Annotated in this window: 23 protein-coding genes, 1 tRNA gene and 1 pseudogene; 8 read left to right on the plus strand and 17 right to left on the minus strand. The window is 65.5% G+C overall.

The features are described 5' to 3' along the window. Positions 1 to 37: 37 nt before the first annotated feature. Complete coding sequence (locus tag ASF98_RS16105) at positions 38 to 802, plus strand: YaaA family protein (protein ID WP_055803654.1); 765 nt, start codon at positions 38 to 40, stop codon at positions 800 to 802. Here ASF98_RS16105 and ASF98_RS16110 read toward each other — a convergent pair. Next, a complete protein-coding gene (locus tag ASF98_RS16110; RefSeq protein WP_055803656.1) occupies positions 799 to 1536 on the minus strand; it encodes a zinc ribbon domain-containing protein in 738 nt (245 codons plus the stop codon). The genes ASF98_RS16105 and ASF98_RS16110 overlap by 4 nt on opposite strands. A gap of 60 nt (positions 1537 to 1596) precedes the next feature. Continuing rightward, positions 1597 to 2526: a Nif3-like dinuclear metal center hexameric protein gene (locus tag ASF98_RS16115; RefSeq protein ID WP_156372432.1), complete on the minus strand. Its 930-nt coding sequence runs from the start codon at positions 2524 to 2526 to the stop codon at positions 1597 to 1599. Between the two features lie 99 nt (positions 2527 to 2625). Between ASF98_RS16115 and msrA the strand changes: the two genes are divergently transcribed. From msrA to epsC, 3 genes are all read left to right on the plus strand, one after another. Further along, positions 2626 to 3150 carry a peptide-methionine (S)-S-oxide reductase MsrA gene (gene msrA / locus ASF98_RS16120; protein WP_055803659.1) on the plus strand — a complete coding sequence of 175 codons (525 nt, stop codon included), beginning with the start codon at positions 2626 to 2628 and terminating at the stop codon, positions 3148 to 3150. A 77-nt stretch (positions 3151 to 3227) separates the two neighbouring features. Beyond that, a complete protein-coding gene (gene cysK, locus ASF98_RS16125; protein WP_011692288.1) occupies positions 3228 to 4163 on the plus strand; it encodes a cysteine synthase A in 936 nt (311 codons plus the stop codon). 41 nt (positions 4164 to 4204) lie between these two features. Continuing rightward, positions 4205 to 4789, plus strand: coding sequence for a serine O-acetyltransferase EpsC (epsC, locus tag ASF98_RS16130; protein ID WP_055803662.1), 585 nt, complete (start codon positions 4205 to 4207; stop codon positions 4787 to 4789). Here the strand turns inward: epsC and ASF98_RS16135 are convergent. Both ASF98_RS16135 and gndA read right to left on the minus strand, forming a co-directional pair. Next, on the minus strand, positions 4786 to 5619 hold the full coding sequence (locus tag ASF98_RS16135; protein WP_055803665.1) for an oxidoreductase: 834 nt from the start codon (positions 5617 to 5619) through the stop codon (positions 4786 to 4788). The genes epsC and ASF98_RS16135 overlap by 4 nt on opposite strands. Positions 5620 to 5772: 153 nt before the next feature. Beyond that, entirely contained in the window at positions 5773 to 7209 is a 1437-nt protein-coding gene (gene gndA, locus ASF98_RS16140; RefSeq protein WP_055803668.1) for an NADP-dependent phosphogluconate dehydrogenase, read from the minus strand. Between the two features lie 257 nt (positions 7210 to 7466). Here gndA and ASF98_RS16145 point away from each other — a divergent pair, with 257 nt between their 5' ends. Beyond that, positions 7467 to 8195 (plus strand): FadR/GntR family transcriptional regulator, encoded by a 729-nt coding sequence (locus tag ASF98_RS16145; RefSeq protein WP_055803767.1) that lies wholly within the window; start codon positions 7467 to 7469, stop codon positions 8193 to 8195. Here the strand turns inward: ASF98_RS16145 and ASF98_RS24850 are convergent. The 4 genes and pseudogenes from ASF98_RS24850 to ASF98_RS16160 form a co-directional block, all read right to left on the minus strand. After that, on the minus strand, positions 8173 to 8681 hold a 509-nt coding region (locus ASF98_RS24850), incomplete at its 5' end, for a zinc-binding dehydrogenase (RefSeq protein WP_235506042.1). The genes ASF98_RS16145 and ASF98_RS24850 overlap by 23 nt on opposite strands. A gap of 1 nt (position 8682) precedes the next feature. Continuing rightward, positions 8683 to 9215, minus strand: a pseudogene (locus ASF98_RS24855) (alcohol dehydrogenase catalytic domain-containing protein); the annotation flags it as partial. Next, entirely contained in the window at positions 9215 to 9985 is a 771-nt protein-coding gene (locus ASF98_RS16155; protein WP_055803671.1) for an SDR family oxidoreductase, read from the minus strand. The pseudogene ASF98_RS24855 and the gene ASF98_RS16155, both read right to left, overlap by 1 nt. 27 nt (positions 9986 to 10012) lie before the next feature. Continuing rightward, entirely contained in the window at positions 10013 to 10933 is a 921-nt protein-coding gene (locus ASF98_RS16160; protein ID WP_055803770.1) for an NAD(P)-dependent oxidoreductase, read from the minus strand. Positions 10934 to 11061: 128 nt separating this feature from the next. Between ASF98_RS16160 and ASF98_RS16165 the strand changes: the two genes are divergently transcribed. Beyond that, on the plus strand, positions 11062 to 12126 hold the full coding sequence (locus ASF98_RS16165) for a D-2-hydroxyacid dehydrogenase (protein ID WP_055803674.1): 1065 nt from the start codon (positions 11062 to 11064) through the stop codon (positions 12124 to 12126). Between the two features lie 156 nt (positions 12127 to 12282). Here the strand turns inward: ASF98_RS16165 and ASF98_RS16170 are convergent, their stop codons facing one another. Both ASF98_RS16170 and ASF98_RS16175 read right to left on the minus strand, forming a co-directional pair. Next, positions 12283 to 12906, minus strand: a complete 624-nt coding sequence (locus ASF98_RS16170) for an FMN-binding negative transcriptional regulator (protein WP_055803678.1) — start codon at positions 12904 to 12906, stop codon at positions 12283 to 12285. A gap of 4 nt (positions 12907 to 12910) precedes the next feature. Then, complete coding sequence (locus ASF98_RS16175; RefSeq protein ID WP_082506888.1) at positions 12911 to 13900, minus strand: DMT family transporter; 990 nt, start codon at positions 13898 to 13900, stop codon at positions 12911 to 12913. Between ASF98_RS16175 and ASF98_RS16180 the strand changes: the two genes are divergently transcribed. Continuing rightward, entirely contained in the window at positions 13899 to 15308 is a 1410-nt protein-coding gene (locus ASF98_RS16180; RefSeq protein ID WP_055803684.1) for an aminotransferase-like domain-containing protein, read from the plus strand. The two genes, ASF98_RS16175 and ASF98_RS16180, sit on opposite strands and share 2 nt — an antisense overlap. Before the next feature lie 138 nt (positions 15309 to 15446). Here the strand turns inward: ASF98_RS16180 and ASF98_RS16185 are convergent, their stop codons facing one another. The 7 genes from ASF98_RS16185 to ASF98_RS16215 all read right to left on the minus strand — a co-directional run bounded on the left by ASF98_RS16185 (position 15447) and on the right by ASF98_RS16215 (position 20520). After that, positions 15447 to 16796, minus strand: coding sequence for an MFS transporter (locus ASF98_RS16185; protein ID WP_156372433.1), 1350 nt, complete (start codon positions 16794 to 16796; stop codon positions 15447 to 15449). Positions 16797 to 16966: 170 nt separating this feature from the next. Then, positions 16967 to 17764: an IclR family transcriptional regulator gene (locus ASF98_RS16190; RefSeq protein ID WP_028268939.1), complete on the minus strand. Its 798-nt coding sequence runs from the start codon at positions 17762 to 17764 to the stop codon at positions 16967 to 16969. Between the two features lie 313 nt (positions 17765 to 18077). Further along, positions 18078 to 18368: a hypothetical protein gene (locus tag ASF98_RS16195; RefSeq protein WP_055803690.1), complete on the minus strand. Its 291-nt coding sequence runs from the start codon at positions 18366 to 18368 to the stop codon at positions 18078 to 18080. Positions 18369 to 18484: 116 nt separating this feature from the next. Beyond that, a tRNA-Val gene (locus ASF98_RS16200) sits at positions 18485 to 18560 on the minus strand. Positions 18561 to 18669: 109 nt separating this feature from the next. Further along, positions 18670 to 19590, minus strand: a complete 921-nt coding sequence (locus ASF98_RS16205; protein ID WP_055803693.1) for an NAD-dependent protein deacetylase — start codon at positions 19588 to 19590, stop codon at positions 18670 to 18672. A 4-nt stretch (positions 19591 to 19594) separates the two neighbouring features. Continuing rightward, on the minus strand, positions 19595 to 20104 hold the full coding sequence (locus tag ASF98_RS16210) for a peroxiredoxin (RefSeq protein ID WP_235506044.1): 510 nt from the start codon (positions 20102 to 20104) through the stop codon (positions 19595 to 19597). Then, complete coding sequence (locus tag ASF98_RS16215) at positions 20101 to 20520, minus strand: DUF3052 domain-containing protein (RefSeq protein WP_055803775.1); 420 nt, start codon at positions 20518 to 20520, stop codon at positions 20101 to 20103. Before ASF98_RS16215 ends, ASF98_RS16210 begins: the two co-directional genes overlap by 4 nt. Positions 20521 to 20753: 233 nt before the next feature. On the opposite strand from ASF98_RS16215, the gene ASF98_RS24860 reads away from it, so the two are divergent. Then, positions 20754 to 21040, plus strand: a 287-nt coding sequence (locus ASF98_RS24860) for a hypothetical protein (protein WP_235506045.1), incomplete at its 3' end; no start/stop codon positions are given.

Consider the following 21040-nt stretch of genomic DNA (forward strand, 5'->3'; position numbering starts at 1 on the left):
CCATCACTCCGCTGCCCCGCGCCGGTAAGATCGTACGGTGCTGATTCTGCTGCCGCCGTCTGAAGGCAAGACCCCCGCTGTCCATGGTGAAGCCGTCGACTGGACCGCCCTGAGCTTTCCGGTGTTGAACACTTACCGGGCGAAGGTGCTGGAAGCACTGGGCGACGTCAGTGCCCACCGCGACGCCCTCGCCCTGCTGGGCGTCGGGGCCTCGCTCAGTGCCGACGTCGAACGCAACACCCGGCTGCACACGGAACCGGCGGCGCCGGCGCACCAGGTCTATTCCGGCGTCCTGTACGACGCGCTCGGCTACCAGTCGCTGACGGCGGCGCAGCGCCGGAAGGCGGATGAATCGGTGCTGGTCATCTCCGCCCTCTGGGGAGCCATCCGCTTTGCTGACCGGGTGCCTGCCTACCGGCTGTCGATGGGAACGTCACTGCCCGACGTCGGCCGCCTGGCTTCATTCTGGAAGCCGCAGATTTCGGCGGCGCTGGCAGCCGCAACCGAAGGGGCGCTTCTGGTGGACTGCCGCTCCAGCACATATTCTGCGGCCTGGACTCCCCCGCCGGCGCAGACCGTCGCCGTCAACGTGTTCACGGAAGTGAACGGCGTGCGCAAGGTGGTCAGCCACTTCGCCAAGCACACGCGCGGCGAGCTGGCCCGCCACCTGCTGACGCGCCGGGGTGCCGCTCCCCGGACCCCCGCTCAGCTGCTCAAGGCGGCCCGCGAAAAGTGGGAAGCCGAGCTGGTCGAGGGCACTCCACGCAAAGCGCACGCCCTCAACATCATTCTCGGCGCCTAGGCCCATTCCGAGGAGCGGACCAGGATGCAGCCGGAGTCCGGGCAAAACACGATGTCATCCTCGGCCGCTGCCTTGATCTCGGCAAGGTCGCCGGGGCTCAGCTGCATCCCCGAACCTTCGGACTTGCCGTGGAAAAGCCGCGCCGCCCCGACTCCGCGCCTGGCCAGCGTCTTGTCATAAACGGCCAGCAGCCCGGCATCAAGGCCGGCGGCAAACTCCGCACGCGCGGCGCCCACTTCGGCGGCCTCGGCGGCAATCTCCGCCAGGGCGGCGTCAAGCTCCGCACGGATCCCGCCGAAGGATCCCTGGACGTCGTCCACGATCTTCTGCTGCGCCGCCTGGCGTTCACGAAGCCCCTCCAGCCGTTCCATGACCTCGAGCTCCACATCTTCAAGGGCCGAGCGCCGCTTGTTGAGCGAGGCAATGTCGCTTTGCAGGGCAACCAGGTCCTTGGACAGGCCGGTGCCGCTGTTCAGGCGCGCTTCATCGCGTTCGATCCTGGACGCCACCTGCTCCACATCGGCTTCCGAGCGCTTGAGCTCGGCTTCGGCGTCGTGGACCGCCATTTTCGCGGCACCGAGTTCACCATTGGCCACGGACAGCGCAGCCTGCAGGTCACTGATCCGGGGATCGTTCTCGAGGGTGTGGCGGCGGTTGGACAGCGATTTGAGCCTGGCGTCGAGTCCCTGCAGTTCGAGCAATTTCAACTGTTCTGCCGGTGCTGCCTTGGCCACTATTACCTCCGCTTGTTCCCACCGGCCGCAGCCGGGCACCGGACCGGCGCAGTTTAGACTCTAGTCCCCGCCCGGAGTCAGAATGAAGTCCCACGGATCACTGTTGGTGGTGCTGACCCGGATGTCGACGTCGTGGCCCTGGTCGTTGAGGACGTTTCCCAATGCCTCGGCCGCCGCCGGCAGCCACAGCCACTCGCTGGCGAAGTGGGAAACGTCGATGAGGTACGGCCTGTCATTCACGGCATTCTCACGCGCCTCGGACGCCGGGTGGTGGCGGAGGTCCGCGGTCACGAAAAGGTCAGCGTTGCTCGCCCGGACCTCGTTGAACAGGGAGTCCCCCGCGCCGCCGCACACTGCGACGCGGCGCACCAGGCCGTCCTTGTCCCCGGAGACCCTGACGCCACCGGCGACGGAGGGCAGGATGCCGTATACGCGAGCTGCAAAGTCCCCGAGCGTCATGACGTCTTCAAGGTCGCCAACGCGGCCAATGCCTTCTTCCGGCAGGCCGTTCGTGGCCGGAGTCAACGGCACAACATCTTGGAGGCCCAGGGCATCCGCCAGGACATCGGACACGCCCCCAACCGCGGAGTCACCGTTGGTATGGACAGTGAGGAGCGCTGTACCGGATTCGATCAGGCGGTGGACGGCTTTGCCCTTGGCCGTCGTGGCCGCGACGGAAGTGACTCCCTTGAGCAACAACGGGTGGTGCGTGATCAGCAGGTCAGCGCCCCATTCGATGGCTTCCTCAATGACGTCAAGGGTGGGATCGACGGCGAACATGATTCTGCTGACCGCTGCTGAGGGATGGCCTGCGACGAGGCCCACCTCGTCCCACTCCTCGGCGAGGGACTCGGGCCAGAGTTCTTCGACGGCCAGCAGGATCTCGCCCAGTGCGGGGGCATCCGAGGGCTCGGCAGCGTCAGACTCAGCACCGGCCGGATCAGCAGCGGTGCGGGCGTCTTCTGCAACGTCGGTGTTCACAGGTTCCATACCCTCATTTTTACCCTATTCGCCGTCTTCGCCCGCACGCGCAACAGTCTCGTAAGGTGGTTGGGGAATCATCAGGGCGCTTCAACCATTGAAGAGGACATGAAAACTTTTGTGCTTGGCGGAGGCTGCTTCTGGTGCCTTGACGCCGTCTACCAACAGACCAAAGGTGTTACGGCGGTCATTTCCGGCTATACCGGCGGCCACGACCGCCATCCGGACTACTACTCGGTCTGCTCGGGCACCACAGGCCACGCCGAAGTTGTGGCCGTGAGCTTTGATGAAGACGTGATCCCGGCCGAGGTCATCCTGGACATGTTCTTCGCCCTGCACGATCCCACCACACTCAACCGCCAGGGATACGACGTCGGCACCCAGTACCGCTCGTCGATGTTTTACGAGACCACGGAGGAAAAGATCCTTTTCGAGGAGGCGATCGAACGGAACCAGGCGCTGTGGGCGCATCCGATCGTCACCGAGGTCAGCAGGCTGCCCGTGTTCCATGTGGCCGAGGATTTCCACCAGAACTACTACGGCAAGCATCCGGAACAGGGCTACTGCCAGGTGATCATCAACCCCAAGCTGGCAAAGGCAAGGAAATATTACTCTGCATGGCTTAATGCTTAGCTAGGCTCCGGCCGCCCTCGTTAGGCTGACCTCAGTATTCGCTGTTCAGAGAACTCTTCAGAGATAGGCACAAATACATGGCACGGATCTACGACGACGTCACCCAGCTTGTCGGCGGCACTCCGCTGGTCAGGCTCAACCGGCTGACAGAGGGCCTCGACGCCCAGGTGGCGGTCAAGCTCGAGTTCTACAACCCGGCCAACAGCGTCAAGGACCGTATCGGTGTGGCCATTGTGGACGCGGCTGAGAAGTCCGGCGCCCTCAAGCCCGGCGGAACCATCGTCGAAGGAACCTCCGGCAACACGGGCATCGCCCTGGCCATGGTGGGTGCCGCCCGCGGCTACAAAGTCATCCTGACCATGCCTGAGACCATGTCCACCGAGCGCCGTGTCATGCTTCGCGCGTTCGGCGCGGAGATCGTGCTTACCCCGGGTTCCGAAGGCATGCGCGGCGCCGTGGAGAAGGCCCAGGAGATCGTGGCCAACACGGAGAACTCCATCTGGGCCCAGCAGTTCGCCAACGAAGCCAACCCGGAGATCCACCGCACCACCACCGCCGAGGAAATCTGGTCCGACACCGACGGCAAGGTGGACATCTTCGTCGCCGGCATCGGCACCGGCGGCACCGTCACCGGCGTCGGCCAGGTCCTGAAGGAACGCAAGCCGGACGTCCAGATCGTTGCCATCGAACCGAAGGACTCCGCCATCCTGAACGGCGGCGCTCCCGGCCCGCACAAGATCCAGGGCATCGGCGCCAACTTCATTCCCGAAATCCTCGACACCAACGTCTACGACGAAGTCCTGGACGCCACCCTGGAGGACTCCGTCCGCGTTGCCCGCGACCTCGGCGTCAAGGAAGGCATCCTCGGCGGCATTTCCTCGGGTGCGATCGTCTGGGGAGCCCTCGAACTCGCCAAGCGCCCGGAGAATGCCGGCAAGCTCATCGTCGCGGTTGTCTGCGACTTCGGCGAGCGTTACATCTCCACCGTGCTCTATGACGACATCCGGGGCTAAGCCTTAGCCCGCCACTCACCGTTTCCTGTAGAAAGGTCTTTGTGAGCTTCTTCGCAAGACTTAAGGAAGACCTCGACGCCGCCCGGTCGCATGACCCGGCGGCTCGAGGTTCTTTTGAGAACTTTTTTGCCTACTCCGGCCTCCACGCAATCTGGGCACACCGCCTGACGCACAAGCTCTGGCAGAATCCTTCGCTTCGCTTCCCGGCCCGGCTGATTTCGCAGCTGGCACGCTTCCTGACCGGGATTGAGATCCACCCGGGAGCCACGATCGGAAAGCGGTTCTTCATCGACCACGGCATGGGCGTGGTCATCGGTGAAACGGCCGAGATCGGTGAGGACGTCATGATCTATCACGGCGTCACCCTGGGCGGACGCTCGCTGGCGAAGGTCAAGCGGCACCCCACCATCGGGGACCGCGTGACCATCGGCGCGGGCGCCAAGGTCCTGGGCCCCATCACGATCGGACGGGACAGCGCAGTGGGCGCCAACGCCGTCGTGGTCAAGGACGCCCCGCCGGAATCCATCATCACCGGGGTTCCTGCAACGTGGCGCCACCGGGACGCCCAGCGCGAAACCAAACCGGCTGTGGACCCTGCCGAGTACTACATCGAGTACCGGATCTAGCGGCCAAGCCGCTGGTAGATAGTCCAGAAGATTACGTCGAACGCACGGTCCGGCAGGATCCTTCGCAGGGTCAGGATGGCGCGCGCACCCTTGCCCACCGGGTAGCGCGTCTTCGGGCGGGCCGCCGTTGCGGCATGGACAATGGCATCGGCAATAACGGCAGGGTGCGTTGACATGGTGGAACCCTCGGTGGAGGCCAGCGCCGCGGCGACGATCTTCGCCTGGTCCCGATAGGGGCCGTGACCGGACGTTTCCAGCAGGCTCTCGCCGGAGATGCCTCCCCATTCAGTCTGCGTGCCTGCCGGTTCGATGATTGACACCTTGATGCCATGCGGCTTGAGCTCCAGGCGCAGGGAGTCACTCAGGCCCTCCACGGCGAACTTCGTGGCGTGATACCAGGCGCCCAGAGGCTCGTACATCTTGCCGCCGATGGAGGAAACATTGATGATCCTCCCCTGGGCGGCGGCCCGCATGGCGGGCAGCACGAGCTGGGTCATGCGCGCCAGGCCGAAGACGTTGACGTCGAACTGCCGCCGGCCTTCAGCCAGGTCCACCTCTTCCAGCGACCCGTAGGACCCGTAGCCGGCGTTGTTCACGAGGACATCGATCCGGCCGTGCGCCTCGAGGATTCCGCCCACGGCCGCCGCCATGGACGCCTCATCCGTGACATCCAGCGCCAGCACCTTTACGCCGTGGGCCTTCAGCGGCTCCATCTTCTCGACCCGGCGGGCGCCGGCGTAGACAGTGAATCCCTGCCCACTCAGCTTCTTGGCGGCCTCGAAGCCGATGCCGGTGGACGCACCGGTAACAAACGCGACTGGCTGCGACATGGGCTGCACTCCTTGGAGACGACAATCATTGGACAGGCGGCGCTTGGAAGCCGCGGCCACCGAAAGAGCAGTCCGCAAACGGCAACGGCCGGCACCTCCCAGAGTATCCGGGAAGCGCCGGCCGTTGCGGTCAGAGCAGGGTGTGGCTTGAAGCTAGTGGGTGTCCACTGCCTCGATTTCGGACTTGTCCTCGCCCCACAGGGTGTGGAACGTGCCCTCGGCGTCAACACGGCCGTAGGTGTGCGCACCGAAGAGGTCGCGCTGGCCCTGGATCACGGCGGCCGGCAGGCGCTTGCGGCGCAAGCCGTCGTAGTACGCCAGCGACGAGGAGAACACCGGTACCGGGATGCCCAGCTGAACAGCCGTGGCCACCACGCGGCGCCATGCCGGCAGGACCTCGGCGATGGCCTTGGTGAAGGCCGGTGCGAACAGCAGGTTGGCGGGCTTTTCGTCCGCGGCGTAGGCCTTGGTGATTTCCTTCAGCAGTTCCGCACGGATGATGCAGCCGCCGCGCCAGAGGGAAGCGATCTCGTCCAGCTTCAGGTCCCAGCCGTATTCCTTGGCAGCCGAGGTCAGCATGTCCAGGCCCTGGGCGTAGGAAACCAGCTTGGAGGCGTACAGCGCCTGGCGGACGTCCTCAACGAACGTTTCCGGAACCTCGACGGCGATTTCTTCACCGGCCAGGAGTTCCTGGGCCAGCTTGCGCTGTTCCGACTGGGACGAGAGAGCGCGTGCGAACACGGATTCGGCAATGCCCGACGTCGGGGATCCCAGCTCGAGTGCGGAGATAACCGTCCAGCGGCCCGTGCCCTTCTGCCCTGCGGCGTCCACCACGACGTCGACGAACGGCTTGCCGGTGCGGGTATCCACGTGGCCGAGGACCTCGGCGGAGATTTCGATCAGGAACGAGGCGAGCTCGCCCTTGTTCCACTCGGCGAAGATCTTGGACTGCTCGGCCGGTTCGATGCCGGCACCCGAGCGGAGAAGGTCGAAGGCTTCGCCGATAACCTGCATGTCGGCGTATTCGATGCCGTTGTGGACCATCTTGACGAAGTGGCCGGCACCGTCGGTGCCGATCCAGGCGCAGCAGGGCTGGCCGTCAACGTTTGCGGCGATCTTTTCCAGCAGCGGTCCGAGGGCGTCGTAGGACTCCTTGGAGCCGCCGGGCATGATGGACGGGCCGTTCAGGGCGCCTTCCTCACCGCCGGAAACACCGATGCCTACGAAGTGCAGGTCCTTCTTGGCCAGGGCGGCTTCGCGGCGGCGGGTGTCCTCGTAGTGCGAGTTGCCGGCGTCGATGATGATGTCGCCGGCTTCCAGCAGGGGCTCGAGCTGCTCGATCACGGAGTCGACCGGCTTGCCGGCCTTGACCATGATCAGCACGCGGCGGGGCTTTTCCAGCGAATCCACAAGCTCCTGGAGGGTTTCGGTACGCACGAAGTCGCCGTCGTGTCCGTGCTTTTCCAGCAGCGCGTCAGTCTTTTCAACAGACCTGTTGTGCAGGGCAACGGTGAAGCCGTTCCGGGCCAGGTTGCGGGCGAGGTTGGCCCCCATCACCGCAAGGCCGGTGACACCGATGTGTGCTGACATCAAAACTCCAATTCATTTCTGTGCAACGTGTGCATTCTGTTCCGCACTTCCTGCGGAACACGCTTTAAGAACCAGTGGCTGTCAATAAACCATATGTATTTCCGTCGACTACGGGAAAGTTGCGCCCACGTTTTGGAAGGTGGCGCGTCACAAAACAGTCTATGATGCCGCCAGCGTCATGACAGGCGAGGATGTACGCCCGGGCCGCGGACGGTGCCGCGCAGGACGGCGCCGCCCGCCCCATTATGCTTACGACTATGTCAACCAGCCTCCACCACCGCGCCATCGAAAACCTGGGCACCCGCATCGTGAGCGGCGCGCTGCCCACTGGCCATGTGATGCTGGCTGAGCAGCTTGAGGACGAACTGAAAGTCTCGCGTTCTGTGGTCCGCGAAGCAGTCCGCGTCCTGCAGTCCCTCGGCCTGGTGGAAACCATCAAGCGCGTGGGAATCCGGGTGCTGCCGGCACACCGCTGGAACCCGTTTGATCCGCTGGTCATCCGCTGGCGCCTGGCCGGTGACGGCCGCGGCGCCCAGCTCAGGTCCCTCGCGGAGCTGCGCTCCGCCGTCGAGCCTGTTGCCGCCGAACTGGCGGCCGCCAACGCCCCCCAGGCGATCCGGCAGGAACTGCTGGACGTCTCGCTGGCAATGCGCGACGCCGGCGAGGCCGGCAACGTGGCGGAGTTCCTGGAGCTGGACATCAAATTCCACTCGCTTCTCCTCACCGGATCCGGCAACGAAATGTTCGCCAACCTCGTCGGGCAGGTGGCGGAAACCCTGACCGGCCGTACGGTCCACGGACTCATGCCGGACCGCCCGCGGGAGACGGCCCTGCAATGGCACGTGGATGTGGCCGAGGCCATCGCCGCAGCGGACGCCGCCGGAGCCCGCGAGGCTTCCAGCAGGATCATGCGCGAGACGATCTCCGAGATGGAACCCGGCTGGCGGGACCAGCCCAGGGTCTTCATTCCGCTGCAGCAGGGCTGAAGTCCAGCAGCACCTTCCCTGATTCCGCGGAGTTTCTGGCCACTTCAAAGGCCTCGAGTCCGCGCTCCAACGGAAAGTCGTGGGTGATCACGGGGTCCACAAACAGGGTGCCGTCGGCGAGGGCCGCGATGACGTCGTCGATCTCGTCGTTGAAGCGGAAGGAACCCTTGAGCTCCAGTTCGCGGGTGATGGCCAGCGAGATCAGGACCGGCTGCGGGCCGGTGGGCAGCAGCCCGACCATCACGACGGTGCCGCCGCGGGCGGCGCCCTGGATGGCGGAGGCCAGGCCGTGGTGGTTGCCGGAGGATTCAATCACGACGTCGGCCTCGACGGCGGCGATCGCTTCCGCGTCGGAGGCGGCGAGCACTTCGTCCGCTCCCACGGCCGCCGCGATTTCCAGCGGCCTGGCGTGCATGTCCACGGCGACGATCCGGCCTGCGCCGGCGCGCTTGAGGACGGCCACGGCCAGCGCGCCGATGGGGCCGCNCTGACGTCCCCGGCACGGGACACCGCGTGCCAGGCCACGGAGGCGGGCTCGATCAGCGCCGCCGTGCGCAGGCTGAGGCCTTCCGGCAGCGCGCGCAGCATCCGCGCCGGCAGGTTCACGTAACGGCTGAACGCGCCGTCGGTGTGCGGGTAGCGGGCGGCGCTGCCCAGGTACGTGCAGCCCGGGGACAGGTTGGGCCGGTCCGCCGGATACCGGGCCGCGCCGGGGCCGGGCGTGGCCGGGTGGACGGCAACCGGGGTGCCGGCCACCGGTCCGGTGCCGTCTGCCGCGGCACGGATCACGGTCCCGGAAATTTCGTGCCCGAGCACCAGGGGTGCGCGGAGGATGGATTCGCCGGCGGCGCCGTGCAGCCAGTAGTGCAGGTCCGAGCCGCAGATACCGCCATAGCGGACTTCGACGACCGCCTCGTCGGCACCGGGGGCCGAGACGGGCACGTCTTCGATGCGGAGGTCGCCGGCGGCGTGCGCCACCACGGCCGGGCCGCTGGCAGGAAGTTGATGAAGGCCGCCCATCAGACCACCACCGTCATTCCGCCGTCGATGAAGATGGTCTGCCCGTTCACGAAGTCCGACCCGTCCGAGGCCAGCCACACCGCGGGACCGGCCAGATCCTGCACGGTCCCCCACCGGTGCGCCGGGGTCCGGCCCAGGATCCAGGCATTGAAGTCCTCGTCGTCGACCAGGTTCTGCGTCATCTCGGTATGGATGTAGCCCGGGGCGATCCCGTTGATCTGCAGCCCGGACCCGGCCCACTCCGCGGTCATCGCCCGGGTCAGGTTCCGCAGCCCGCCCTTCGCCGCGATATACGGGGCGATGGTCGGGCGGGCGAGGTCGGTCTGCACCGAACAGATATTGATGATCTTCCCCCGGCCGCGCGGGATCATGACCCGGGCCGCTTCCCGCCCCACCAAAAACGCGCTGGTCAGGTCCGTGGAAATCACCCGCTCCCAGTCCGCCACGTCCAAATCCAGCATCGGCACCCGGTGCTGGATCCCCGCATTGTTCACCAGGATCTCCAGCGGCCCCACGTTCTCCTCCACCCACACAACACCCCGCGCAGCCTCAGTATCGGACGTGACATCGAACGCGCAACTGTGCACCCGCCCCGGCGGGTACCCGGCCGCCATCGCAGCCTCAGCAGCTTTCAGCCGTTCAGTATTGATGCCGTTCAGCACCACCGTCGCGCCGGCGTCCGCCAGCGCCCGCGCCAACGCATTGCCGATCCCCCGGCTCGAACCGGTCACCAGGGCAACACGCCCGGTCAGGTCAAAAAGTGCACTCATCGTCTGCTGTTCCTCAATTGCTCTTGATTACTGGTGTGACTGCTGGTTGTGACTTGCGTCCCTGCTGAGATTCGAAATCGCCTGCCGGACGGCGGCGAGGTCGAGGTCCCCGAGACCCTGGCGCTTCAGTTCGGCGTAGAGTTCGACGCCGGCGGTAGCCATGGGAACAGCCGCGTCCACGACGGCGGCGCTTTCCAGGACGAACGAGAGGTCCTTGTGCATGAACTTCGCCGGTCCTGTGGGCTCGTAGTCCTTTGCAGCGAGGCGGGGCCCCACAACTTCCAGGACCCTACTGCCGGCCAGTCCGCCGGCAAGCACCTCATACAACGCCGCGACGTCCATGCCCGAGCGTTCGGCGAGCTCTGCCGCTTCGGCGAGCGCCGCCGTCGTGGTTCCCACGATGAGCTGGTTGCAGGCCTTTGCCAGCGACCCGGATCCCAGCGGCCCCAGCCGCCGGACGGTGCCGCCCATAGCGCTGAACAGCGGAAGAAGCCGCCGGAAATCCCGCTCCTCCGCGCCGGCCATGATGGCCAGGGTCCCGTCCTCGGCACCCTTGGTGCCGCCGCTGACGGGTGCATCGACGACGGTGGCGTTACCGCGGCTCAAGCGGGCCACCCTTGCCCCGAAGTCCCGAACGGCTGCGGGCGACACGCTGCTCATGACAACGACGGCGGTACCAGGCGCGGGCGGCTCTGCGGCCCAGCCGGCGAGGAGCTCCTGGGCCGCGTCCTCAATGTAGGACAGGTCGGGGAGCATGAAGATGATGACCGGTTCGTCCCGCAATGCTGCGACGTCAGCGGCACGGATGCCGCCGCGCGCGGCAAAGTCGTCCAGGGCGGCAGCTGACCTGTTCCAGCCGGTGACGGCCCAGCCGGCCTTCAGCAGGTTGACAGCCATACGGCCGCCCATCAGGCCCAGCCCGACGAAACCGGCCCTCTTTTCACTCAAATTTTCGCTCAGATCAGGGTTTGCCTGCACATCCATCGGCAGCGGCACCTCACTTCATCGTGGTTATCTTCGTGGTTAGTTCTGGTTAACAGGAGGAAATCTGTTCAATATCCTAGCCTCCATTCAGTATGATGAACACTATGACGACTAAAACCACCGTCGCAATCGCCGTCCCGCTCGAAGCTGAGCTGGTTGAGCGCATCCGCGCCGTAGATCCCGCCGTGACCGTCCTCTATGAGCCCGACCTCCTCCCGCCCGAACGGTTCCCTGCGGACCACGCCGGCGATCCGCACTTCACGCGCACTCCCGAACAGGAGGAGCGCTACTGGAACATGTTGAACAAGGCCGACGTCCTGTACGGCTTCCCCAACGAGAGTCCCGCCGGACTGGCCCGGATCGCCGGCAGCAACCCCCGGCTCCAGTGGATCCACGCAATGGCCGCAGGCGCGGGCGGAGCGGTCAAAGCTTCCGGCCTGGACCAGGAAACCCTGCAGAAATTCAAGGTGACCACCTCAGCGGGCGTTCACGCCCTGCCGCTGGCGGAGTTCGCCGCGCTGGGTATCTTCAACGGCTTCAAGCGCAGCGCAGAGCTTGCAGTGGACCAGGTCGCCAAGGTCTGGCCCGAACTGCGCACCCCGACGCGCCTGGTGAACGGCTCCACGCTGGTGGTGACGGGCCTCGGCGAGATCGGGCTGGAAACAGCCCGCATCGCCCGGGCACTCGGCATGAAGGTGAGCGGCACCAAGCGGAACGTTGAGCCGATCGACGGCATCGAAGAGGTGGCCGGGAACGACGGCCTGGCCGGCCTGCTTGCCACGGCGGACGCCGTCGTGAATACCCTGCCCGGCACGCCGTACACGGAAAAGCTGTTCAACCGGGAGGTGTTCGCGGCCATGAAGCCGGGAACCGTCTTCATCAACGTGGGCCGCGGCACCGTGGTGGATGAAGACGCACTCCTGGAGGCACTCGACGACGGCCAGGTGGGCTACGCCTGCCTCGACGTGTTCGCCGTCGAACCCCTGCCGCAGGACAGCCCGCTCTGGAACCACCCGAGGGTCATGGTTTCCCCGCACACGTCGGCCCTGAGCGCCGCTGAGAACCGGCTGATCGCCGAACGCTTCAGCAGCAACCTGCGCACGTTCCTGGACGGCGGGGAACTCCCCCACCTCGTGGACACCGTGCACTTCTACTAGGCCCTACCAAGCCAATCTTCACCCGCCCATCGGCCCGCGCGGCCGCCGGGCATTTCGGCACGCCGCACTACAGGCCGGCCCCTCTTGGGGCACGCCGCACTACAGGCCGGCCCCTCCCCTGGGCGGAGGAGCCGGCCTGTTTGTTTGTGCCGGGGACTAGTGCCGCTTTGCCCGCTCGACCTCGGCGGCGGTCCCGGCGTGCCCCCGGGCAGTAAGTCCTGCCACCACACCGTCGATGTCGGCGTCCGGCCGGTTCTGGCTGAGCTTGGTCTTCGCCTCGATCCGGGTGATCACCAGTTCCAGGCCCACGATGGCGCGCAGCTGCCCGGAGATGTAGCGCTCCGGCGCGTCGTCCACGCTCCACGGGTGGTCGAAGCCTGCTTCGTTGACGTCGGTCAGCCGCCTGACCTGGCCGGCGAGCCAGGCCGGATCGTCGTGGACAACCAAGTTTCCGTATACATGCGCCGTGGAGTAGTTCCAGGTGGGGACTACGCGCCCGTGCTCGGCCTTCGATGCGTACCAGGACGGCGAGATATAGGCGTCCGCGCCCTGGATGATGGCGAGTGCCTCTCCGATCACCGGCTCGGACCACTGCGCGTTGTTCCGGGCTACGTGGGTGTTCAGGGCGCCGTGTTCGCCGATCGACGGGTCATAGACGAAGGGCAGCAGCGTCGCAAGCAGGCCCTGCGATGTCATGGTGACCAGATTGGCTGCGGCCGGCCGGGCGAGGAGATCCTGGATGGCGTCGGGTCCGGCGGCGAAGTGGGCTGGGGTGTACATGATGCTAATCCTTTGCAGGCTGGAGGGATCGTGCGGCGTGCGGGACGGCGGGTGGGGCCGTTTGCGGAGCGGGCGCCGGTTTGAGCCGGACCCGGACGGCGGCGCCGGCGCAGAGGATGACGGCGAGGCCGCCGATGATGGTGGTCCAGCCCAGGCTCTCGCCAAGCAGGAGTCCGGCCCAGCAGATGCTCAGTACTGGCTGGACGAGCTGGATCTGGCTGACCTGGGCCATGGGGCCGATGGCAAGGCCGTGATACCAGGCGAAGAAGCCCAGGAACATGCTCACCACACCGAGGTAGGCGAACGCCGCCCACTGGACGGGAGAGGCCGACGGCGGCTGCTGAGCCAGGGAGAGCATCGTCAGGACCGCCATCAACGGCGACGCCAGCACCAGAGCCCAGGATACGGTCTGCCAGGGGCCCAGTTCCCGGGCCAGCAGGCCGCCTTCCGCGTAGCCGACGGCCGCGGCCACCACTGCGCCCAGGAGCAGCAGGTCCGCAGAGTGCAGCTGGCCGAATCCGCCGGACTGCATGAAGGCGAAGGCGATAGCCGCCAGCGCGCCCAAACCGGTGATCAGCCAGAACACCAGAGGTGGACGTTCGCGTCCCCTCAGCACGGCGGCCGTCGCCGTCGCGGCCGGGAGCAGGGCGATGACCACCGCGCCATGGCTGGCCGGTGTGGTGGTGAGTGCAAAGGACGTGAGCAAGGGAAATCCGATCACGACGCCGGCGGCCACCACTGCGAGGCGTGCCCACTGCACGCCGCGGGGAAGCCGCTGCCGGGTGAGTGCCAGTGCGAAGGCGGCGAGGACGGAGGCCACCACCGCGCGGCCGGACCCGATGAAAAGGGGCGACAGTCCTGTGACGGCAATCTTGGTGAAGGGGACCGTGAACGAGAAGGCCGCTACTCCGAGGAGGCCCCACCACAGTCCGGAAGGAGTGCGGGGCAGTACCACTGGGCGATTGCGTGTAGTAGCGCTACTATTGTCTCTCATGAACAACGATAGCAGTTCCCGAATTGCGACGCGACTGCGGGAGTGGATCGCCAAAGCCGCGCCAGGATCGAAGCTGCCGTCCACCCGGTCGCTGGTTGCTGAGTACCAGGCAAGTCCGGTGACCGTGCAAAAGGCACTGCAGGCCCTCACTGCGCAAGGGCTGATCGAAAGCCGGCCCGGCGTCGGCACTTTCGTACGGGCCGTCCGGAGTGCGCGCCCCTCGGACTACGGCTGGCAGACGGCGGCGCTGCGGTCACCGCTGGCACCCCTGCCGTCAGCCTCCAGCACCATGCGCGACGTGCCGAACAATGCCATCGCCTTCCACTCCGGCTACCCGGACCGGGAACTCCTGCCCGAGCGCCTTGTCCGGGCGGCACTCACACGCGCAGCCCGGAGCGACGCTGCATTGTCCCGTCCCCCGGCAGCGGGCCTGCCGGAACTGCAATCGTGGTTCGCGCACGAACTTGGCGGCTCGACACCGGTCGGAACCACACCGCCGAACCCGAGTGACGTCGTTGTCCTGCCGGGAAGCCAGAGCGGCCTCAGTTCCATTTTCAGCGCGCTAGCCGGGCGCGGACAACCGCTGCTGATGGAATCACCAACCTACTGGGGCGCCATTCTGGCGGCGGCGCAGGCCGGAGTCCGCGTTGTCCCGGTGCCCAGCGGACCTGACGGTCCGGACCCGGCGGAACTGGCCAGGGCCTTTGAGGAAACCGGCGCGCGCCTCTTCTACGCCCAGCCGAACTACGCGAACCCCACCGGTGCACAGTGGGCTGCCGGGCGGGGTGAAGAGGTCCTGGAGGTGGTGCGCGCGAAGGGCGGGTTCCTGGTGGAAGACGACTGGGCCCACGACTTCGGCATCACCACCAGTCCGGTTCCCGTCGCCTCACGCGACGACTCCGGCCACGTGGTGTACCTCCGCTCGCTGACCAAGAGCGTATCCCCGGCCATCCGCATCGCCGCCGTCATCGCGCGCGGTCCGGCCCGTGAACGCATTCTCGCGGACCGGGCCGCCGAGTCGATGTACGTCAGTGGATTGCTCCAGGCTGCAGCGCTCGACGTCGTGACGCAGCCCGGGTGGCAGACGCACCTGCGCAGCCTCCGCCACCAGCTCCAGTCGCGCCGCGACCTCCTGGTCACCAGCATGCGCGAGCACGCCCCGCAGGCACACATCGAACAGGTCCCCAAGGGAGGCCTGAACCTCTGGGCGAGGCTGCCCGACGGCACAGACCTGGAGCGGCTGACCCGCGACTGCGAAAGCGCAGGGGTCATCATCGCGGCCGGGCGGGAGTGGTTCCCGGCCGAACCCGCCGGTGCGTTCATCCGCCTTAACTACTCAGGGTCCAACCCGGGAGCCTTCCCGGAAGGGGCGCGGATCATCGGCCAGGCACTGGAACGCAACAGCTAGGGACCAGCGGTGTCCAGGGCCGGGCTGGAGGAACCTGCCAGGTGAACCGGCGACGGCAGAGCTAAGGCTGTGGCCCCCTCCGTGCGGAGGGAGCCACAGCCTTTGTTTCGGAGTGCAGTTCCGGTGATGCGGGTGGTACTAGCTCGCGTCCTCGGTAAGGACGAGGTCACGGCCCACGGTCTCCGGAGTGAAGAATGTCGTGGCGAACGAAATGAGCGCCAGCACCAGCGAGTAGATGGCGAGCACCAGCCAGGAGTGATCCGTTGCCGCCAGGAGCGACGCGCCAACGAGGGGAACCAGGCCCCCGGCCATAACGGCGGAGAGTTCACGGCTCATGGCAACGCCGGTGAAGCGGTACTGGGATCCGAAGAGCTCCGGCAGGAGCGGGCACTGCGGTCCGAGCATGGACTGGACGCCGATGGCGATACCCACCACCATGACCACCCAGACCAGGGTCACGTTGCCCAGCGTCACCAGGTAGAACGCCGGAAGTGCGATGACGGCCTGGAACAGGGCGCCGTAGCGGTAGACCGGCACCCGGCCGAAACGGTCCGAGAGCGCGCCGAAGGTGACCACCATGACGGCGGCGAAGCCGGCGGCAATGAGCAGGCCCACGGGTCCGATGAACTTGTCGCCCGGGAACACCCCGTCCTTGGCTGCCAGGAAGGCAATGAGGAGGGCTGAGTAGATCGACGAGTTGCCGTTCTCGCCCATGCGCAGGCCAATGCCGATCAGGACGTTCTTCTTGGAGTGCTTCCATAGCTGGCCGATGGGGTTCTTGACCACGTTTTTGTGCTTTTCGAGCTCCTGGAATACCGGAGTTTCCTTGAGCCGCAGCCGGATGAAGATGGCTACTGCAATCAGGATGATGCTGGCCAGGAACGGTACGCGCCACAGCCAGCCTTCGAGCACGGCCTTGTCAGCCATGGCAATCAGTGCGAAAGTACCGGCTCCGAGCAGGGTGCCGAGCTGGATGCCGACGAACGGCAGGGAAGCGAAGAATCCACGACGGCGGCGCGGCGCGACTTCGGATATCAACGTGGTGGCACCGGCCTGTTCAGCCCCGGCGCCGAGGCCCTGGAGGATGCGCAGTGTCACGAGCAGGACCGCACCCAGCATGCCCGCCTGCTCGAAGGTGGGCAGCAGGCCGATGGCGAAGCTTGCGGTTCCCATCAGGCCGATCGTCAGGATGAGGACCATTTTGCGGCCGAACCTGTCGCCGATGTAGCCGAAGATGACCCCGCCGAACGGTCGGGCCGCAAACCCGACGCCATAGGTGGCGAAGGACGCGATCAGCGCGCCGTCTTCGCCGAGGGGCTTGAAGAAAAGCGGTCCGAAGATCAAAGCCGAAGCGAGGCCATAAATGTAGAAATCGTAGTACTCCAGAGCGGAGCCCACGGAGCTGGCAAGAGTTGCCCTCCGCAGTTGTTCCGGTTCGACGACGGCGTCGTCCGCATCGGCCAGTGGTGATTCAGTACGAGTTGTCACAAGCACTCCCTTAAGAACACTCCAGACCCCCGTTGGTCTGGTGGGATAGCGACGGCACCGGTGGTGTCGATCACTATATTGAACAGCGTACAGCACCATGAACGGTTCGCCAATGATGAAAGCTGATTTATTTTGCGGCGGAATCTGCGCCGGCCCTCAGCCTCCCTCCCCTAGCCCATGGGATTGCCCAGCGACCGGGCCAGCTCCTGCAATTCCTTCACCATCATGGCGCCCTGCTCCTCGGAATAGGTGGCCTTCAGTGCGGTAACAGACAGCCCCAGGCTGGGACCGTGCGCCCCCCTCGTCGGGACCGATACCGCCAGGCACACAACTCCCGTGGTGGACTCCTCGTCCTCGAAGGCATATCCGCGCTCCCGGATGAGGGGCAATTGCTTCTTGAATTCAGCACCCGTCCGGAGTGATTTCGGGGTCAGCACGGGAAGTTCCTGGTCATCAGGGAACATCTCGTCGATGTCGTGGTCATGCAGCCTTGCGATGAGTGCCTTACCCACGGCACACAACGACACGGGCATCTTGTCACCGATATTCGAGGTCAGCCGGACCGCGGGATGCCCTTCGTAGCGGGCCAGGTAGATGACGTTGGTCCCGTCCAGCATGGCGATCCGGACGGTTTCGCCAGACAAGGTGGGCGCCTGCTCACAGAAGCGGTAGAACTCCTGCACCTCGTCCAGCCGGCTCAGGTAGGCGGCACCTAGTTCCACGAGTTTGCGCCCGAGCGTGAAGTCGGCCCCCTGCCGGTTGATAAGGCGCGCCTCCTCAAGGGCCAGCAGGAGGTTCGATGTTGATGATTTGGGGATGCCGAGTTCCCGCGAGAGGTCGCTCAGCGTAAGCCGACCCGTCGCTGAAGCGGCCAGGGCCTCGAGTACTGCGGCGGCACGCGTCACGGCCGGCGCGGGGGACGCACTCCCTAGTCCGTCGGAAGTGCGGGGAGCCCGGGAATCGGCCATGATTCTCCTTCAGTTAAAGCGCGTCCGTAAGTGCGCCGTTCATTCACAACTGTTCATTCAGCTGAACAGTAACCATCATAATGTCTGCCGACCCGATTTGCGCCCCCTGCGTGTATCGCCGGAGCGGGGCCCGCGCCGGCACAGGCGCCGGCACCGAGGGACCTTCGACTCTGGGAGGATCGGCCAGGGCATGAAAATGTTTCACATTTCCAAAAATTCACTGTATATTCATTCCAAGCCTTCCACCGCGGCATCCCCCAATAGCCGCGGTGGAAGGCTTTTCCAATTCCCCGGGATTCCGCGGTCCAGAGGATCAAGCGGCGTCGGCCACGGCGTCCCGGAGCCGCCAGCCGCCACCGAGCCCGTCACGGATCAATTCCATGGTGGTCAGTGCCGAGTTCTCGTTGCGGCCAAGGCGCGCCTGGACCCGCCACACCTCGATGTCCACTCGCCCCAGGCCCTTGGGCATCCTGCGCTCGGCCTCCCACCAGCTGATGCGCTCAAACCAACGGACCGGCTCGGCACTAATGGTCCATTCGCGGCCACCGCGGAGAACGGAAAGCGGCCGGCCGTCCGGGGCCAGCCTCATCATGACGTGTTCCATGCCGCCACACTATGAACAGGGTCCGACATTCCTCCCCTGGCGCCAATGACCAAGGCCGGGACGACAAAAAACCCCGCCTTTGCCTGCCTGATCGGCCTGCAATGACGGGGTTTTGCTGGTGGGTCCTACCGGGATCGAACCGATGACATCCACGGTGTAAACGTGGCGCTCTACCAGCTGAGCTAAAGACCCGAACCGTGGTTTCCGCGCCTCAGCGCTTCAACCAACGAACAGCAACTCTACCGGACAAGTCCCGCCGAACGCCAATCGACTAACCCGCCACAGGGCAGTGAGGTGAACGTCACAGGTCCGGCAGTTCGGCCGCCAGCCACGTCAACGATTCACTGACCCCCGCCTCCAGCTTGATGGTGGCCAGGTCGTCGCCGCGCGTGGCTCCCCTGTTGATGATCACCACTGGCTTCTCCTGCTTGGCGGCGTGACGGACGAATCGAAGGCCGCTCATGACCGTCAGTGAGGATCCGGCAACAACCAGAGCGCCGGCCGCGTCGACCATGGCGTACGAGCGCTCCACCCGGTCCTTCGGGACATTTTCACCGAAGTACACAAAGTCGGGCTTGAGGGTGCCCCCGCATGCCGGGCAGTGAGCCACGATGAAACTGCTGATCAGGGCCGAGTCCTCCACGGTTGCATCGGCGTCGGGCGCGATCTCCACCACGCCGTCCGCCAGGGCCCGTTCCAGGAATCCGGGGTTCAGTTCCTCCAGCACTCCTGCCAGCAGGGTCCTGCTGTAGCGGCGGGCGCAGGACAGGCAGGCCACCCGGTCGAAGCGGCCATGGAGGTCGACAACATTGATGCTGCCCGCGTCTTCATGGAGCCGGTCCACGTTTTGGGTGATAAGGCCGGTGAGAAGGCCCCGCTTCTCAAGCCGGGCCGCGGCCGCATGGCCCTCATTCGGATCGGCGCGCCGGAGGTGCGACCAGCCGATGTGATTGCGCGCCCAGTACCGCTGGCGGTTGGCGGCGTGGCCGATGAACTCCTGATATGTCATGGGCGCCCGTGGAGCCGCACCGGGCCCGCGGTAGTCCGGGATGCCAGAGTCGGTGCTGAGGCCGGCCCCGGTCAGGAGGGCGAAGCGCTTTCCCGCTATGGCGTCCCTGATGTCCGCCAGGGCTCCGATTTCGTCAGGGGCAGGAGCGGCAGCACCCACCGGCGGCAGGCTGGCGAACCCAGTCATGCCAAGTCCGGGGTGCCGCTGCCTCATTCCGTCAGTTCCCGCCGAGCTCCGACAGGGCTGCGCGGTATCCCGCCAGATCACGGGCCTGGCCGCGCGGATTCACCACGACGTACCGGATGATGCCGTGCGCGTCGATGATGAACGTTCCACGCTTCGCCATGCCGCTGGCCGGGTCGAAGACGCCGTATTCCGATGCCACGTCCCCGTGCGGCCAGAAGTCGGCCAGCAGATCAAATCCATAGCCTTCCTTTTCCGCGTAGGCCCGCACCGTGAATTTGCTGTCCACGGATATCGCCAGGACAGTTGCGTTCGCATCTTCGAACAGCGAAAGGTTGTCCCGGATCTCGCAAAGCTCTCCGGTACAGATCCCCGAGAAGGCAAACGGATAGAAAACCACGACGACGTTGCGCCCCCGAAGCTCCGACAGCCGGACCGGTTCGCCGTACTGATTGACCAGCTCAAAGTCAGGGGCCGGCTCTCCGACCTCCGGGACGCTGGTCGTTGCGGGATTTTCTGCCGTTTGCAGCGGCTGAAGCGTCACTTGTTCTTCCTGGTGACCAGGCGCGTGGCGCTCCAGTCCTTGGATACACCGGCCGAGGTGGTGAGGTGAAGCCCTGCCGTGGGTGCCGCTTCCTGGATCTCCGCCGGGGACACGTAGCCGTGCCTCCCCGACTTCGGAGTCAGAACCCAGACCACACCGTTCTCACTCAACGTGGTCAGGGAATCCATGAGCGTGTCAACAAGGTCCCCGTCGCCGTCCCGCCACCAGAAAATGACGGCGTCTACAACGTCATGGTCGTCTTCATCCAGGAGTTCGGACCCGGTGAGGTCCTCAATATCATCACGCAAGTCGAAGTCGACGTCGTCGTCGTAACCGAACTCCTGAATCAGATCCCCGTTTTTGAAACCCAATTTTTCCGCCACATTTACCGAAGTGGCGGCGTCGGCCTCACTCACGTGTTCCTCCAATGCTTAGTCATTTGCATAAATCTAGTGATTTCCATTACTACAAGCCAACACCCTTTGTGCCTGCTCTTCAAGCTACTGCCCCAGCGATCCCACTTATTCTGCGTCACACCAAGGGTCTGGCGGCGGTCCGGCCCGGCGGCTACCGTCACAAACCAGTATGACGTCAAATACGACAAGCACGTCAGGCAGCGGCTACGCATCGGATAGCTCTCACAGCTAGAGTGGCTGATGACGTCTATACCGGCGGGGCGATCGCCCTGGATTTATGCGGTCATAGACGTGATAGGACCCTGCCCGGCGCACATGACCGGGCTGTTGTAACCGATACGTCGCACACGTCGCGTTCACGCCAGGCAGTTACCCTGCCGGACCTGAGTGCGCCGATGCATGCGCGCAAAGAGAGGTTGGACGTGGCTGCAGGAGAAGATACCTCCCATATCCTCAGCGGGTTGACTAACCAGCTGCCTGATCGTGATCCGGAAGAGACCGCCGAATGGATTGAGTCCCT

The organism is Arthrobacter sp. Leaf337, from assembly GCF_001423745.1.
In the GTDB taxonomy this organism is placed as follows: domain Bacteria; phylum Actinomycetota; class Actinomycetes; order Actinomycetales; family Micrococcaceae; genus Arthrobacter.